This window comes from Prauserella alba (assembly GCF_024171735.1).
Classification (GTDB): Bacteria; Actinomycetota; Actinomycetes; order Mycobacteriales; family Pseudonocardiaceae; genus Prauserella; species Prauserella alba.
The window spans coordinates 1,869,266-1,884,763 of sequence record NZ_JAMTCH010000003.1 but is presented as its reverse complement, the minus strand read 5'-3'; the positions used below and the strand labels follow the sequence as shown (position 1 = coordinate 1,884,763).

The window sequence follows — 15,498 nt, the reverse complement described above, 5'->3', positions numbered from 1 at the left end:
GGTGGATCGACGTGGTTGACCTCAAGAAGGGCGCGCGTATCACCGGGAACACGCGTGACAAGCTCGCCGCCGACCTGAAGAAGAAGTACGAGAAGGGCGCGAGCATCCGTTCCCTGGCCGAATCGACCGGCCGGTCCTACGGCTTCGTGCACCGCGTGCTGTCCGAGTCGGGTGTGCAGCTCCGGGGTCGCGGCGGCGCCACGCGCGTCAAGAAGAAGTAGCGCCGAGCAGCAGCAGGAGCGTCACGACGAAGTAGGTGCAGCAGAACTCCGCGCCTCGTGACCCTCACCTCGGTCGTCCCGTGCGGAGGTGCCGGCCGAACGCCCACGTGCGTCCTCATGGGCACGGAGACGCTCTCGGTCACGAAGACACACCATCGCGCCGAGCAGCACGGCCGGATACAGGAGGTACCCGAATCTCGTCGCCGGTGTGAGCAGGGTGAATGCGCCCAGTCCGACGGCGATGCGGAGCATCGCGTCCGCGCCGCCGGTCGGCGGACGAACGAGCAGCCAGCAGGTGATCGCGACGGCTGCGAGTCCGAGCAGCACGAACGCGATCACCTCACCCGTCGCGCCCGTGGCAGCGATGAGATGACCCGGTAGCGGGCTCGCCGCCGGTGACGACACCGCGCCGAGCCCGGCCGGGAACCTGAGCACGTGCTCTGCCATGGCCTGCGGGTCGATGAGCACTGCCGGCAGGTGCACCGCCGCACAGGTGCCGAGGAACACGACGCAGAACCGGGCGAGTGCGCCCGCGCCGAGGCGTGCGCACACGAGCGTGCCCACGACCACCGCGGCGGGGAGCACGATGAGCTTCGCACTCGTCACGAGCGCGAGGGCGAGCGCGGCCCACAACGGTCGGTCGACCGCGGCCAGGGTCGTACCCAGGATCAGCAGGCCGGCGATCGCCAGATCCGGGCCTGCCGTGGCCCACGTCAGGGCTGTCAGCGGGAACACCGCGGCGAGCTGCGCGGCGCGGACGGGGATGCGCGGACGGCCGAGCAGCCGCCACGCCCCCCAGGCGCACACCACGGCCGTGAGCGCGAACAGCAGCCTGGCGTCGGTGAGCAGATCGCCCACCGGGGTACCGCCGAACCACGCCCGCGGCAGCCCGAACAGCGGCATCACGGGGCCGTACGGCGTGTAGTCGTCGACGACGGGTGGACGGCCGAGTGTCGTGACGTCGACGTACGGTGTTCCCGTCGTGGTGAGCAGGTCGGCGGAGCGTTCGATCACCCACACCTCGGGCTGGGCGGACCACTGGTTCGGGTCGGGACTCCAGTCGCCACCGGTGAGCCGCCGGGCGAGGAGGGTGCCCAGCGGGGCGAGCATGCCGACGGCGCCGATGACGCCGACACCCGTCCAGCGGGACGCCCACCGTCCGCTCGCCCGTGGCGAGAGTCGCAGCCACAGGGTGTGGGCGAGGGCCAGTCCGTAGGCGGCGACCGCGAACCCGGCCCACACGCGGAACCCGTAGTGCTTGTCGGTGAGGGCCAGCGCCAGGGCGTAGCCGCCGCACAGGGCGTAGAGCACGAGATCGAGCCGCAGCGGCCGACCGGACGGACCCTCGTCCCAGCCCGCGCGTATCCAGTCTCCGACGAGGCGGCTGCCCATGACGTGTCAGGTTAGGCGACAGGTCACAGCGTCGGGGAGGCAGCCGGGAATCCGTGTCGGAAATCGGGAAGGATCATGTGTCCGGCGGTGTTGTGCAGGACATATGCCGACCATAGCTCGACTAATGTCGAGGGTTGGCGCGGTTGCGAAGGGCGGACGGAGACGCGGTGATGGACAGCAGCTGGTCATTGATGAGCGGCGCGATGCGCGCGGCGGATGCCCCGAAAGGCCTGCGGGCGGGCACGGTACGACGGGTCGCGGCGTTCGCCCGGCCGCACTGGCGGCGCCTGGCCGTCTTCCTCGCCCTGACGGTCGTGGCCGCGGTGATCGCGGTGTCGACGCCGCTGTTGGCAGGCCGGGTGGTCGATCAGATCGTCGGCGGCGGCGCCGTCAGCGCGGTCGTCTGGCTGGCAGTGGCCATCGCGGGGCTGGCCGTCGCCGACGCCGCCATCGGGCTCGCCGAACGCTGGCAGTCGGCACACATCGGGGAAGGCCTGATCTTCGACCTCCGCCGCGCCGTGTTCGAGCACGTCCAGCGCATGCCGATCGCCTTCTTCACCCGTACCCGCACCGGCGCGCTGGTCAGCAGGCTGAACAACGACGTCATCGGCGCCCAGCGCACGTTCACCGCGACCCTGTCCGGCCTCGTGACGAACGTGATCCAGCTGGTGCTGTCGGTGGCGGTGATGGTCACCCTGTCGTGGCAGGTGACGCTCCTGGCGCTCGTCCTGCTGCCCATCTTCGTGATCCCCGCCCGCCGGATCGCCCGGCGAATGGCCGACCTGCAGCGCGAGTCGGCGGAACACGACGCCTCGATGACGACGCAGATGACCGAACGGTTCTCGGCACCAGGGGCCACACTCGTGAAGCTGTTCGGCAGGCCGCGCGAGGAAGCCGGCCAGTTCGCCGAGCGCGCGGGAAAGGTCCGGGACCTCGGGGTGCGCACCGCCATGCTCACCCGCTGGTTCATGACGACGTTGACGCTCGTCTCGGCGCTGGCGCTCGCGCTGGTGTACGGCCTGGGCGGCTGGCTCGCGCTCGACGGCCAGCTGGCCGCGGGCACGGTCGTGTCCCTCGCGCTGCTGCTCACCCGCCTGTACACACCGTTGACGGCACTGGCCAACGTGCGGGTCGACGTGATGACCGCACTCGTGTCGTTCGAGCGCATCTTCGAGGTGCTGGACCTCGACCCGATGATCACCGAGAAGGAGCGGCCGCGGGAACTGCCCGCCGGTGCCGTGTCGGTCGAGTTCGACGCGGTGCGGTTCGCTTACCCGTCCCCGGATTCGTACTCGCTGGCCTCGCTCGAGGACGTGGCCGCACTGGACCAGCGCGGCGGCGAGGAAGTGCTCCACGGCGTGAGTTTCCGAGCCGAGGCGGGGGAGATGGTGGCGCTCGTCGGGCCGTCCGGCGCGGGCAAATCGACGATCGCGGGCCTGGTGCCGCGGCTCTACGACGTCGACGCGGGCGCGGTCCGCCTGTCGGGCGTCGACGTGCGGGACCTCGGGTTCGACACGCTGAAATCGGCGGTCGGCGTCGTCACGCAGGACGGGCACCTGTTCCACGACACGATCCGCGCCAACCTGGCATACGTGCGTCCGGGAGTCGCCGACGCCGACATCTGGCATGCGCTCGACCGGGCGCGGCTGGCCGATCTGGTGCGGTCGCTGCCCGACGGACTCGACACGGTCGTGGGTGAGCGCGGCTACCGGCTCTCCGGCGGCGAGCGACAGCGGCTGACGATCGCCCGCCTGCTGCTGGCCCAGCCGCGCGTGGTCGTGCTCGACGAGGCGACCGCGCACCTGGACTCCGAGTCCGAGGTGGCGGTGTCGGAGGCGCTCGGCGAAGCTCTCTCCGGCCGTACCTCGCTGGTGATCGCGCACCGGCTCTCCACCATCCGGGCGGCCGACCGCATCTGCGTCGTCGCCGAGGGCCGCGTCGTCGAACAGGGCACGCACGACGAACTGCTGGCCGCGGACGGCAGGTACGCGCAGCTCTACCGCACCCAGTTCCGCGACCGGGACGGCGACGAGCCGGACGGCGCCCCGTCCGCAGCCGCGCCCGCAGGTGACGAAGCGGTCGTGGCGTGAGCGGCGCGGACGGCGGTGCCGGTGGGGCGGGCCGCGCGGAGCCGGTGCTCACGGTGCGCCGCGGCCACGGCCCGGCCCAGGGCGTGGCGCTCGTGCTGCACGGCGGGGCCGAGCACGGCGCCGCGGCGGTGCCGCCGTGGCGCACCGCGTACCTGCGGATGGTGCCGTTCGCGCGTGCACTGGCGGGCTCCTACGGCCGGCACGGGGTGGACGTCTACCTGCTGCGCAACCGGGTCCGGGGGTGGAACGGCACCGCACAGGACCCGGTGGTCGACGCGCGACGCGCCCTGGCTCGCATCCACGACGAGCGGCCCGGCCTCCCGGTGGCGCTGACCGGGCATTCGATGGGCGGCAGGGTGGCGCTCCACGTGGCCGACGACGACGCCGTGCGCTCGGTGTGCGCGCTCGCACCGTGGACGCCCGAGGGCGACCCGGTGGACGCGGTGCGGGGCCGCAGGCTGCTCATCGCCCACGGGACCGGCGACGAGCGGACCAGCCCGGCTGCGTCCCGCGCCTACGCCGAGCGCGCCGCGGCGGTCGCCGAGCACGTGGCGTGGGTGGGTCTGGCCGGTGAGCGGCACGCGATGCTGCGCAGGCCGGGCCTGTGGCGGCGGCTGGTGCTCGACACGACGGCGCGCGGCCTGCACCTGCCCGTCGGCCCGCGGGTGGCCGATCTCGACGACACGTCGTGTGAGCCTGCTCCCACCTGCTGGTCGATCACGCTGTGACGTACGGTGACCTGCGGTCGGACCGTGCGCCGACGTGAGCACGCGGGTGGTCCGCGCAACCGAATCGGGGACACGTGCGTCTCCGGCAGTGGGTGTGCGGTTTAGTGGACCCCTGGCGTCTTGGGCGAGAACACCGCCTTCGGCGCCGGACCGAGCAGTAGTCGCGAGACGGACCGGGAGACGGCCATGACGCAGGGCGGGCAGTACGGCGGGGGACGGCCGGAGGGCCGGCCGCCGCACGGACACCGGCGACCGCCGCGTGGTCCGGCCGGTCCGCCACCCGGCCCCGGCGGCCGTGGTGGCCCAGGTGGCCCCGGTGGGCCGGGCGGTGGTCCGCCCGGCGGCCGTCCCGGTCCGCGTGGACCGCGCGACCACCAGCGGGCGCAGATGATGCCGCTACCGGGCAGCGACCAGGCCCGGCACAGACCGCCGCAGCAGGACACGCGCATCGCCCCGCCGGAGGAGCCGCCCCGGGAACGGCCGGCAGGCCCGGAACGCCGCCCGGAAGGCCGCCGCAAGCGCCGCTGGTCGTTCGGCAGGATCGCCGGATCGCTGGCGATGGTCATCGTGCTGTTGCTGGCCGGCGTGTGGCTGTACCTCGAGTTCTCGATCAACCGCATCGACGCGATCCAGGACTACGACGGCCGTCCGGCCGCCGGTGCGGGCACCAACTGGCTGATCGTCGGGTCGGATTCGCGGGAGGGCCTCGATCAGGATCAGAAGGACGCGCTGGCCACCGGCGACGCGGGCGGTAACCGCACCGACACGATGATGATCGCGCACCTGCCGGACAACGACACGAAGCCGACGCTGCTGAGCCTGCCGCGCGACTCGGTCGTGGAGATCCCCGGCCACGGCTCCGGGAAGATCAACTCGGCGTTCGCGATCGGCGGCGCACCGTTGCTGGCGAAGACGGTCGAGCAGGCCACCGATCTGCGCATCGATCACTACGCCGAGATCGGCTTCGGCGGGTTCGCCGGCATGGTCGATGCGATGGGCGGTGTCGAGATGGACATCGCGGAGAAGATGCACGACCCGAAGACCGGGATCACCATCCCGGCGGGCAGGCAGGAACTCGACGGCTCGCAGGCGCTCGGGTTCGTCCGCATGCGCTACAGCCCGGCGACCCCGCGCTCGGATCTGGACCGGGTGGTCAACCAGCGCCGGTTCATCGGCGAGATGGTCAGCCAGATGGCCAGTCCGGGCACGCTGCTGAATCCGTTCGCCGTGGTGCCGCTGCTGGCCGAGGCACCGGACGCGCTGACGATGGACGACGAGGATCACCTGCACCACCTGGTCGCACTGGCCTGGGCCATGCGCGGCATCTCCGACGGCGGTGTGGTCAGCACGACGATGCCCACCACGTCCGCGTCGGCCGAACAGTGGGACGAAGCGCGCTCGACCGCGCTGCTCGACGCGCTGCGCAACGACGACCCGGTACCGGAGAACGCGATCGTCGAATGAGCGGTCGCCCGGGCGGTGTGCCGCAGGCGGCGTACGAGCCACCCGGGTGACCGGTTCTCGGCGACGACCGGGCGGCCGTCAGGCCGCGCTGCGGAGGACCTCGAGGGCGCGCTCCGCGTGGACCGCCATGCGCAGTTCGCTCTTGACGACCGCGAGCACCTTCCGGTCGGTGCCGATGACGAACGTGTGCCGTTTGGTGGCCAGTGGTCCGAACGCCCTACGCACGCCGAACTGCCGCGCGACGGTGCCGTCGGCGTCCGACAACAGGGGAAAGCCCAGGTCGTGGGTCGTGTCGAACGTCCGCTGCTTGTCGACCGGATCGGGGCTGATGCCGACCCGGTGCGCGCCGATCGCGGCGAACTCCGCCGCGTGGTCGCGGAAGTGGCAGGTCTCGGCCGTACACCCCGGAGTCATCGCGGCGGGGTAGAAGAAGAGCACCACAGGGCCGGTGTCGAGGAATCCGGTGAGTGACCGCGGTGAGCCGCTCTGGTCGGGCAGGGTGAAATCCGGGGCGAACTCGTCGCTGTTCATGCCGGGGAGTATCGCTGATCGAGCACAGCGGCGATCTCGGTGCCCGTGGCCGAACCGCCGTAGTGGTCGCCGCGGCCCGCGAAGATCCCGATGTCACGCAGCCGCTGGGCGTGGGCGGCGTCGCGTACCCCGTCCGCACCGACCCGCTTGATGCCGAGCTCACGGGCGCGTTCGAGCAGCGCGTACAGGTGCGCACGCGCGTTGTCGGCCTCGGTGCCCTCGGTGGCGAGGCCGTCGACGAGCGGGCCGGACAGGATCGCGAACCCGACAGGCAGCCGGTGGGTGTGGACAAGTTCCAGATCCGAGGCGCCGGACACGGCGAGGGTGATCTTCACGTCCAGGTCCGACAGGACGGACAACGTGTCCACCACCTCGCCGCGCGGATCGAACAGCGCGAGGCTGTCGGTGCAGATGCGCAGCTTCTGGTGCGGCAGGCCCGTCCGCTCGAACTCGTCGCGGATGATGCGGACGAGATTCGGGTCGACGGCCAATCGCGTCGGAAGCCGTACGCACAGATCGGGCGCGGTGGGGAAGTCGCGGTACCACTCCGCGGCGTCCGACATCGCTTCCGTGAGCAGCAGCGTGCCGAGACTCGGTGTCATGCCGGTGGTGTCGGCGAGCGGGAAGAAGTCGGCACCGTTGAGTGTGCCGTGCTCCGGATGGTTCCACCGCAGTACCGCGTTCACGACGGCGATCTCGTCGCTGCCGTCCAGCTTCACCGTGGGCTGGTACTCGACCTCGAACTCACCGTTCTCCATGCCACCGCCGATGCCCGCACCGATGTTGTAGCGCCTGCGGTCGCCGGAATCCAGCTCGGGCTCGAACAGCATCCACTGGGCGCGGCCGGCCTCCTTGGCGCGGTGCAGCGTGATCTCGGCGGCACGCTGGATCTCCTCGGTCGTGCCGGTTCCGGCGTCCTGGACGACGATGCCTGCGCTGATGCTGACCGCCACGCCCCGTTCGCCGAGGTAGACGGGTTCGGCCAGTTCCGCCATCGCCGTCTCCACCAGTTCGATCACCGCGGCGGCCGTGACCCGGCCACGGTGCAGTACGCCGAATCCGTCGCCGGAGAGCCGGGCGACGACCGTGTCGGGACCGCGGAACACCGTCTCGAGTTTTCCCGCGGCGTAGCGCAGGACCTCGTCCGCCGAGCCGGGGCCGAGGCCGTCGTTGATGACCTTGAAACCGTCGATGTCGAGGTACACGACGGCGATCCGGTCTGATTCCGGGGAACCGAGCCAGGTTTCGAGCGTCGTGTGGTAACTGCGCGAGTTGGGCAGACCGGTCAGCTGGTCGTGGGTGTTCTGCCGCCGCAGTGCCTCCCGCAGCAGTTGCAGCTCGTTGATGTTCTCCGCGAGGAGTACCGGGTGCGGCGGGTCGCTCTCGCCGCTCGGCAGCGCCGTGACGGTCACGTTGGTGAGTGCGGAACTCTCCGCGGCCCCGAGGTGTACCTGCTCGCGCTTGCGAGCGCGGCCGTCCTCGGCGAGGTCGGCGAGCGCGGTCCGGAGGGCGGCGACGTCGCGCTCCTCCGTGCCGAGGCCGGTGAGGGTGCGGCCGACGAGTTCGTCGAGCGTCGTGTCGAGCAGTTCGAGCATGGCCGGGTTCGCGTCGAGGACGCCTCCGTCGGGGTCGGCCAGAACGACACCGCACGGTGCGGCCGCGTAGAGCGCGGCGAAGCGTTCCACGGCGGAGTCGTGCCGGGTGCGGCACCGGGTCGCGCCGGCGTCGGCCCCTTCGCGGACCGCGGCGGTGACGGCGCGGTCGAGTTCGTCCGAAGGCACGGCCGATCCGGCCGCGGCGGCGATCTCGGCGGCCCAGCGGCGGGCGATGTGGGACAACCCTGGTGTGTCACCAGGCTCGGGCACCGTGCACCTCTCTCAACACCGATGGCACAGCCGTGCGATTCAGCTGCCCCGACTGAGCTGGGGCACGGCCTCGACAAGTGGAAGGCCGGCTCGTCCGGATGCCAGCCTGCGGAGCTGTCCACCATGGCGCACGAAGAACGAAACATGGCGCACCGCAGACTAGGCACCGATGGTCGAGTCGGCCGTCGGCATGCAACATCATCATGCCAGCCACGCAGTGTCCACCGACTGTACGGGTGGTTCTACAGGCAGTATGCGTCACGCTCCGTAGTTAGACCGGTTGGAGGTGCACCGGCAGCCCGTCCACGGGTACTGGGAGCGAGACGTAGTCCCACCGCACCTCGTAATCGCGCGGCACCGTGATCCGGTACGAGCGGACGAGTTCGTGCAACAGCGCCTTCGTCTCGAACATGCCGAAGTGCAGTCCGATGCACTTGTGGGCACCGCCGCCGAAGGGCATCCACGCGAACCGGTGCGACTTGTCCTCCCGGCGCCCCTCGGCGAACCGCTCGGGATCGAACCGGCGCGGGTCGGTCCAGCACGCCGGGTCGAAATGGTTCACCGCGGGCGCGACCCCCACGAGCGATCCCTTCGGGATGAAGTGCCCGAGCACCTCGGTGTCCTTGACGGCGGTGCGCGACAGGCTCGGCACCGGCGCGACGAGCCGGAGCGCCTCCTTGATGACCAGCTCCAGTGACGTCAGCGAGTCCAGCGCGGCCGTGTCGGGAGGGTCGTCCCCGAGCGCGCGGGACTCCTCCCGGACACGTTCCTGCCACTCCGGGTTCTTCGCGAGGTAGTAGGCCGCGGCCGTGGACGTGATGGTCGTGGTGTCGTGTGCGGCCATCATCAGGAACACCATGTGGTTGATGACGTCGGTGTCGGTGAACCGCTCGCCGTCCGGTGTCGTGGCGTGGCACAGCGCGGAGAACAGGTCGTCGCCGTCGCCTGCTCGTTTCGCGGGCAGGTTGTCGGCGAAATACCGTTCCAGCCGCTTGCGTCCTTCGAGGCCCGCGCGCCACCGTCCGCCGGGCACCGGGACGCGAACCAGGGCAGTGCCGGCCCGCACGCAGGCCACGAACGCCCGGTTGATCTCGCGTGCCTCGTCGTCGCTGCGCATGTCCATGAACACGCGGGTCGCGACGTCGAGGGTCAGCTGCTTGAGCGTCCAGTACAGCCGTGGCGACGACGGAAAGGCCGCGACGCCCTCCCGCAGCGTCGGTCCCATGCTCGCGACGTAGCCGGCGAGCCGGTCGCGGGTGAAGGCCTCCTGCATGATCCGGCGGTGCATCCGGTGCTCGTCGAAATCCAGCAGCATGAGTCCGCGATGGAAGAACTTGTCGATGAAGAACCGCCAGCCTTCCTGCGAGAAGGCCTTGTCCCGGTTGACCAGGGCCGCCTGGGTGGCATCGGCGCCGGTGAGGGTGACGATGCGCCTGCCGAACGCGCCCGTCCACGACACGGGGCCGTAGCGCTCGAAGCGGCGGAGGCCGAACTCGACGCCGAAGCGCATCTGGGTGAGCGTGTTGCCCACGAGCGGCGGGCCGGCGTCGCCGAGCACGGGGGAGAGCCCGCTGTCGTCGGGTGGGGCGGCGAGCTCCCGTGCCGGCCAGCGCTGTTCGAGTAGTCGCTCGTCGACCGCGTTCGGCAGCGGCCACGCCGTGAGCGGTGGCATGCGTTCCCGCAGTACCGTGCTGACCCGGTCGATCGCGGCGGTGGTCGCACCGCGCGCGGCGTTGACTGGTGTGACGACCATGGCGGCACCATCTCCTCGTCGAGACCCTGCCTCCCACCGTGCCGCACGTGTTGGCAGGACGACAAGTGCGTTCGCCCGGCTGCGGGGACCGCGCCGGGACGAGGGCGCGCACGCAGCTGCCCGCAGGCCGGCCCGGCCCCGCGCAGCGTGCGAGGGCCGGTCGGCCCAGTGCCCCGACGGGAACCTTCGGGGCGTCGTCAGTCGGCCGGGGCGGTGCGGGTGCGGGCCGAGTGGGTCGAGGCGGAACCGATGCGGAAGTCGGCGAGGTCCACGCGCCGGGTGCGGGTGCGGTACTCGCGTGTCCGGCCCGGCCAGTTCGACACGACGCGACCGCCCGCCGTCCGGTACCAGCTCCGGCAGCGGGTCCACACCGAGCGGGCGAGCCTGCGCTGCACCGACTCGTCCCAGGCGCGCTCGGCCTCGGGCCGGACGTCGAGGTACCGGCCGGGCCGGCTGCGGAGCTCCCCGACGGCGTCGCGGATGTAGCGGGCCTGACTCTCCAGCATGTGGACGATCGATCCGCCGCCGAGATTCGTGTTCGGCCCGTACATGAGGAACATGTTGGGAAAGCCGGGGACCGTGATGCCGAGATGAGCGCGGGCGCCGCCGCGCCAGGCCTCGGCCAGGCGCCTGCCGCCGAGGCCGTGGATCGCCATCGGGGCGAGCAGGTCCTGGGTGGCGAAGCCGGTTCCGTAGATGATCACGTCGGCCTCGTGGAGTGTGCCGTCGGCCGTCCGCACCCCGTCGGGCGTGATCTCGGTGATGTCGTCGGTCACGAGGTCCACGGTGGGTGAGGCGAGCGCGGGCAGGTAGTCGTTGCTGAACAGGATGCGCTTGCAGCCGAGTGCATAGGCCGGCGTGAGCTGCTCGCGCAGCCGCGGGTCGGTGACCTTGTCCCGCAGGTGCTTGGCGGCCTGCCTGCCGAACAGCGGGGTGAACACCTGCCACCGGGAGAGACACTCCTGCGCGAATTCGGAGTAGAGCCAGAAGCCGAGCCGGTCGAGCTTCTGCAGCCAGGGCACGGTCCGCAGCGGTGCGTGGTACCAGCGGTCGTAGGCATGGTCGCGTTTGGGCAGGATGTACTGCGCGGACCGTTGGAACACGGTCAGGTGCCCCGTTCTCGGGCGGATCTGCGGCACGAACTGGATCGCGCTGGCGCCGGTGCCGACCACGGCGACCCGCTTGCCGGTGAGCTCGCAGCCGTGGTCCCACTCGGCGGAGTGGAACGCCCTGCCGCGGAACGTCTCCCTGCCGGGGATGTCCGGAAGGGCGGGCCGGGAGAGCTGGCCGACGGCGGGGATGAACGCGGTCGTCTCGTACTCCTCGCCGCCGGTGGTGCGCACCAGCCAGCGGGCCGTGGTCTCGTCGAACTCGGCGGCGGCGACCTCACGGCCGAACCGGATCCGGCCGGTGATGTCGTACTCGCGCGCGACCCGTTGCAGATAGGCGAGGATGTCGGGCTGCCGGGCGTAGCGCCGTGGCCACCGCGTCGTTCCCGCGAAGGAGAACGAGTAGAGCGGCGAGGGTACGTCGCAGCCCGCGCCAGGGTAGGTGTTCTCCCGCCACACGCCGCCGAGGTCGGAGGCCTTCTCGAGGACGACGATGTCGTCGATTCCGTGTCGCTGCAGCTCGATGGCCATGGCGATGCCCCCGAAGCCTGCTCCGACGATCAGGGCGGTGCTGCGCGTGGTCCGAGCGGGAGTGATCATGGCGGCAGCCTAGGGATCGGACCCGCGGTCGTCCCATTGCCGAGACGGACACATTATTGACATTTTCGGACAGTTGCTAGTTTCGGACACGTGGCCGGATGGGACTTTCCTCGCGGTGTGGCGAGCACGTCGCTGCTGGCGGGGTTCGCGGCGGAACTCGGCCAGCCGGTCGGCGACGTGCTGACCGGAACGGGTCTCGATGCGGCCACCCTGCGCGATCCGCAGGCGCAGGTGGCCGCCGAGCAGGAACTGACCGTGGTGCGCAACCTCGTGCGACGCCAGGACGCCGGTGATCCCGGTGTGCTCGGGTTGCAGGCGGGCGTGCGGTACCACGCGACCTCGTACGGAATCTGGGGCTACGCGGTCACGAGCTGTGCGACCGTGCGGGAGGCGGTCGAGCTGGCGCTGCGGTACATCGAGCTGACGTACGTCTTCTGCCTGCCGGAACTGCGCACCGGCGGCCGGCTCGCCGAACTCCGGTGTCACGACGACGAGGTGCCCGCCGACGTGCGCGACTTCCTGGTGGCACGCGACGTGGCCGCGATCGTGACCCTGGTGCGCGAGCAGGCGGGCGCCGACCTGCGGCCCGCGGCCATGTCCCTGCGGATGCCCGAGCCTGCGGACACGCGGCCGTACCGCGAGGCCCTCGGCGTGACGCCGGAGTTCGGCGACCGCACCCGGATCACCTTCCCGCACGCCGTGCTCGACCAGCCGATGCCACAGGCCAGCGTGCACACCCTGGCGTGGTGTGAACGGCAGTGCCGGGAGCTGCTCGTCGCGCGGCGGCGGGACACCGACGTCGCCACCCGGGTCCGACGGGCGCTCGCGGACGCGGGCCCCGCCGCGGGGATGGCGGCGATCGCCGCTGCGTTGTCGCTGACCGAACGCACCCTGCGGCGCAGGTTGGCCGCCGAAGGTGTGAGTTACCGCGACCTGGTCGACGGGGTGCGGCGCCGGTGGGCGGAGGAAATGCTCACCGACGGCACGCTCACGGTCGAGCAGATCTCCCATCGGCTCGGCTACAGCGAGCCGTCGAGCTTCCTCCACGCATTCGCGCGGTGGCACGGCGTGCCGCCGCGCGAGTTCAGGCGCCGAACCGGATCCGTGCGCCGGAAAGGTGTGCGCTGAACAGCGGGGAACGTTCCGCGAGGTAGCCCAGCGGACCGTCCGGGTTGATGTTCCATGCCGCCGCGGCCGCGCCCGGTTTCGCCGCCGACCGTACCGCGCTGGTCAGCGGGCCCTCGGAGGATTCCTGCCGGATCGCGAAGGATGCCGGTAGCCGGGTGGGCAGGCACGGCCGTGGCGAGAACGCCGCGGTGGCGATCCAGCCTCCCCCGTCGGTGCTCGCCGTGGCGGTGAAGGCGTGGCCGCCGGTGAACTCGAGACGGGCGAGATCCTTGGGAATCGCCCACAGCGCACGGCCGCCCGCCAGTGACGCCGGGCTGTCGACCCAGATCTCCGTGATCGTCGCGGTCGGCGTGAGGCCACCGCGGACGACGACGGCGCTGAGCAGCTCGCGGTACGACATCTGCCCGGACGGCAGGTAGTCGAACCAGGCGGTGACCACGAACGCCGTGCCGCTCGCCGTCACCGGTCGTTCCGCGGCGGGCAGTCGCGGCAGGCTGGCGACCGGGACCGGCCACAGCGACAGGTAGGCGTTCGCCGCGAGGTGCCACGGCGCGGGCGGATACTGCGGCGGCGCGCTGCGTTCCGGTGTGCTGTCGGCCGGTGTGCTGTGGTCCGGGGTGCGGGTCGGCTGCGATGAGGCCATCAGTGGCTCCAGGGGAGGAAGTCGGGCAGGTCCTGTTCGGGGCTGAGGGTGAACTGCGGTGGGCGTTTCTCCAGGAACGACAGCACGCCCTCGACGGCGTCCGGGTTCGCCCCGATGCCCGCGATGAGCTGCGAGTCGAGCGCGTGAACCGGCTCGGGTGAGTCGAGCGCGGACATGCGGTACAGCAACTGCCGGGTCACGGCGACCGACACGGCGGCCGTGTCGGCGGCGAGGTCGGCCGCGAGGGAGTAGACCGCGTCGAGGAGGTCGGCGGGTTCGTGGACGCTGTGGACGAGTCCGGCCCGCTCGGCCTCGGCGGCGTCGAAGAGGCGCCCGCTGATCATCCAGTCCATCGCCCGTCCCATGCCCACGAGCCGGGGCAGGAACCACGCCGAGGCGCCCTCCGGGTAGATGCCACGGCGGGTGAAGACGAAACCGAAGCGGCTGTCGGTGGCCGCGAGGCGGTAGTCGGCGGGCAGCGTGATGGTGAGCCCGCCGCCGACGGCGCTGCCGCGCAGGGCGGCGATCACGGGCTTGTCCATCGCGAAGATGCGTTTCGAGCAGCGGCCGGCCGGTTCCTGCCAGTCCGCGGGCGGGCCGGCGTCGGGGTCGAAGTCGAAACCGCCCTGGGACAGGTCGGCGCCGACGGAGAAGTCGTCGCCCTCACCGGTGAGTACGACGACGCGGACGCCGGGGTCCCGGTCCGCCCGGTCGAAGGCGGCGGCGAGCTCGTCGGCCATCCGCACTGTGTATCCGTTGCGGGCCTCGGGGCGGTCGAGCGTGATCGTCGCGACCCGGTCCGCCACGCGGTAGGTGATCTCGGTGTAGTCGGTTGCGGTGTCACCCACGAGTGCTCCCGGTGTCGTCGTTGGGATGCCGGCGCCGCGTGCGTGGGGCGCCGGTGGCGGGGCAGGGCTCCTGGTGACCTGACTACGGGGCTTGCTGGCAGTATGTCAACAAGGTAAAAACAATCACGCGTGCTTGATTTGGTGTGCGACGGCGGCTTACGGTGCTGCCGCGCGCCGCGAAGGCGGCCCCGCCACGGGTGCCGACGGGGCGCTGACGACGGAGGACCCGCCGGTGACGGGACGACCAGTGACGGGCGGGATCTGGGACAAGGAGGTACCCGGGTGGCGGACCTCGAGGCGATCCTCGACGACCTCGACGCGGAGAGCGCCGACCTCGACGCGCTGGTCGCACCACTGCCGGCCGGGCAGTGGCAGCGGCCCACACCGGCCGAAGGCTGGACGATCGCGCATCAGATCGCCCATCTGACCTGGACTGACGACAAGGCGTTGCTCGCCACGCGGCATCCGGACGAGTTCGGTGCCGAACTGACCCGCGCGATCGAAGGCGGCGAGGACTACGTGGACGCGGGCGCCCACGAGGTCGCGGAGACCACGCCGCCCGCCGAGCTGCTGCGTCGTTGGCGCGAGGGCCGGACCGCGCTGCGGGAGGCGCTCGCCGCCGTGCCCGCCGGGCAGAAGCTGCCCTGGTACGGGCCGCCGATGAGCGTGGCGTCCATGGCCACGGCGCGCCTCATGGAAACCTGGGCGCACGGGCAGGACGTCGCCGACGCGCTGGCCGTGGTGCGCACCCCCGCGCCGCGGCTGTGGCACGTCGCCCGCATCGGCGTGCGCACCCGGGACTTCGCATACCTCGTCCGTGACCGGACGCCCCCCGGCGCCGAGTTCCGGGTCGAGCTGACCGCACCCGACGGCGATGTCTGGACGTTCGGCCCCTCCGACGCCGCCGACCGCGTCACCGGCAGCGCGATCGACTTCTGCCTGCTGGCGACCCAGCGCAGGCATCGCGACGACACCGACCTGCACGCGACACCGGGTGCCGAGGAGTGGCTCCGGATCGCTCAGGCGTTCGCCGGACCGCCCGGTGGCGGCCGGGCTCCCGGCGGATTCGCCACCGACGCGCCGCCGGCAGCGGGAGACGCGCCGCCGGCCGGACCGAAGGAGTGAC

13 protein-coding genes are annotated in these 15,498 nt (G+C 71.6%); 6 read left to right on the top strand and 7 right to left on the bottom strand.

The genetic code is table 11. From position 1 onward, the window contains the following. Positions 1-11 precede the first annotated feature (11 nt). Positions 12-221 (top strand): helix-turn-helix domain-containing protein, encoded by a 210-nt coding sequence (locus tag LY12_RS08660; protein WP_030530550.1) that lies wholly within the window; start codon positions 12-14, stop codon positions 219-221. 21 nt (positions 222-242) lie between these two features. Here LY12_RS08660 and LY12_RS08655 read toward each other — a convergent pair whose 3' ends face one another. Continuing rightward, positions 243-1,613, bottom strand: a complete 1,371-nt coding sequence (locus LY12_RS08655; RefSeq protein WP_253854641.1) for a glycosyltransferase 87 family protein — start codon at positions 1,611-1,613, stop codon at positions 243-245. Between the two features lie 170 nt (positions 1,614-1,783). On the opposite strand from LY12_RS08655, the gene LY12_RS08650 reads away from it, so the two are divergent. The 3 genes from LY12_RS08650 to LY12_RS08640 all read left to right on the top strand — a co-directional run bounded on the left by LY12_RS08650 (position 1,784) and on the right by LY12_RS08640 (position 5,895). After that, positions 1,784-3,703: an ABC transporter ATP-binding protein gene (locus LY12_RS08650; protein WP_253855010.1), complete on the top strand. Its 1,920-nt coding sequence runs from the start codon at positions 1,784-1,786 to the stop codon at positions 3,701-3,703. Beyond that, complete coding sequence (locus LY12_RS08645; RefSeq protein WP_372493464.1) at positions 3,700-4,431, top strand: alpha/beta hydrolase; 732 nt, start codon at positions 3,700-3,702, stop codon at positions 4,429-4,431. The genes LY12_RS08650 and LY12_RS08645 overlap by 4 nt, the downstream gene beginning before the upstream one ends. 387 nt (positions 4,432-4,818) lie before the next feature. Further along, on the top strand, positions 4,819-5,895 hold the full coding sequence (locus LY12_RS08640; RefSeq protein ID WP_253854639.1) for an LCP family protein: 1,077 nt from the start codon (positions 4,819-4,821) through the stop codon (positions 5,893-5,895). Positions 5,896-5,973: 78 nt separating this feature from the next. Here the strand turns inward: LY12_RS08640 and LY12_RS08635 are convergent, their stop codons facing one another. From LY12_RS08635 to LY12_RS08620, 4 genes are all read right to left on the bottom strand, one after another. Then, complete coding sequence (locus LY12_RS08635) at positions 5,974-6,426, bottom strand: peroxiredoxin (RefSeq protein ID WP_253854637.1); 453 nt, start codon at positions 6,424-6,426, stop codon at positions 5,974-5,976. Beyond that, positions 6,423-8,291: a diguanylate cyclase domain-containing protein gene (locus LY12_RS08630; protein ID WP_253854636.1), complete on the bottom strand. Its 1,869-nt coding sequence runs from the start codon at positions 8,289-8,291 to the stop codon at positions 6,423-6,425. The genes LY12_RS08635 and LY12_RS08630 overlap by 4 nt, the downstream gene beginning before the upstream one ends. A 271-nt stretch (positions 8,292-8,562) precedes the next feature. Beyond that, positions 8,563-9,963 carry a cytochrome P450 gene (locus LY12_RS08625; protein ID WP_372493485.1) on the bottom strand — a complete coding sequence of 467 codons (1,401 nt, stop codon included), beginning with the start codon at positions 9,961-9,963 and terminating at the stop codon, positions 8,563-8,565. A 278-nt stretch (positions 9,964-10,241) separates the two neighbouring features. Beyond that, positions 10,242-11,753, bottom strand: coding sequence for a flavin-containing monooxygenase (locus LY12_RS08620; protein ID WP_253854634.1), 1,512 nt, complete (start codon positions 11,751-11,753; stop codon positions 10,242-10,244). Positions 11,754-11,843: 90 nt separating this feature from the next. On the opposite strand from LY12_RS08620, the gene LY12_RS08615 reads away from it, so the two are divergent. Continuing rightward, a complete protein-coding gene (locus tag LY12_RS08615) occupies positions 11,844-12,881 on the top strand; it encodes an AraC family transcriptional regulator (RefSeq protein ID WP_253854633.1) in 1,038 nt (345 codons plus the stop codon). On the opposite strand, the gene LY12_RS08610 is transcribed toward LY12_RS08615, so the two are convergent. Then, the gene (locus tag LY12_RS08610) at positions 12,838-13,524 is read right to left on the bottom strand and encodes an acetoacetate decarboxylase family protein (RefSeq protein ID WP_253854632.1); all 687 of its coding nucleotides are present in this window, start codon (positions 13,522-13,524) and stop codon (positions 12,838-12,840) included. The genes LY12_RS08615 and LY12_RS08610 overlap by 44 nt on opposite strands. Beyond that, positions 13,524-14,372: an enoyl-CoA hydratase-related protein gene (locus LY12_RS08605; RefSeq protein ID WP_253854631.1), complete on the bottom strand. Its 849-nt coding sequence runs from the start codon at positions 14,370-14,372 to the stop codon at positions 13,524-13,526. Before LY12_RS08605 ends, LY12_RS08610 begins: the two co-directional genes overlap by 1 nt. A gap of 282 nt (positions 14,373-14,654) precedes the next feature. Here LY12_RS08605 and LY12_RS08600 point away from each other — a divergent pair, with 282 nt between their 5' ends. Further along, complete coding sequence (locus tag LY12_RS08600) at positions 14,655-15,497, top strand: TIGR03084 family metal-binding protein (protein WP_253854630.1); 843 nt, start codon at positions 14,655-14,657, stop codon at positions 15,495-15,497. Position 15,498 lies beyond the last annotated feature (1 nt).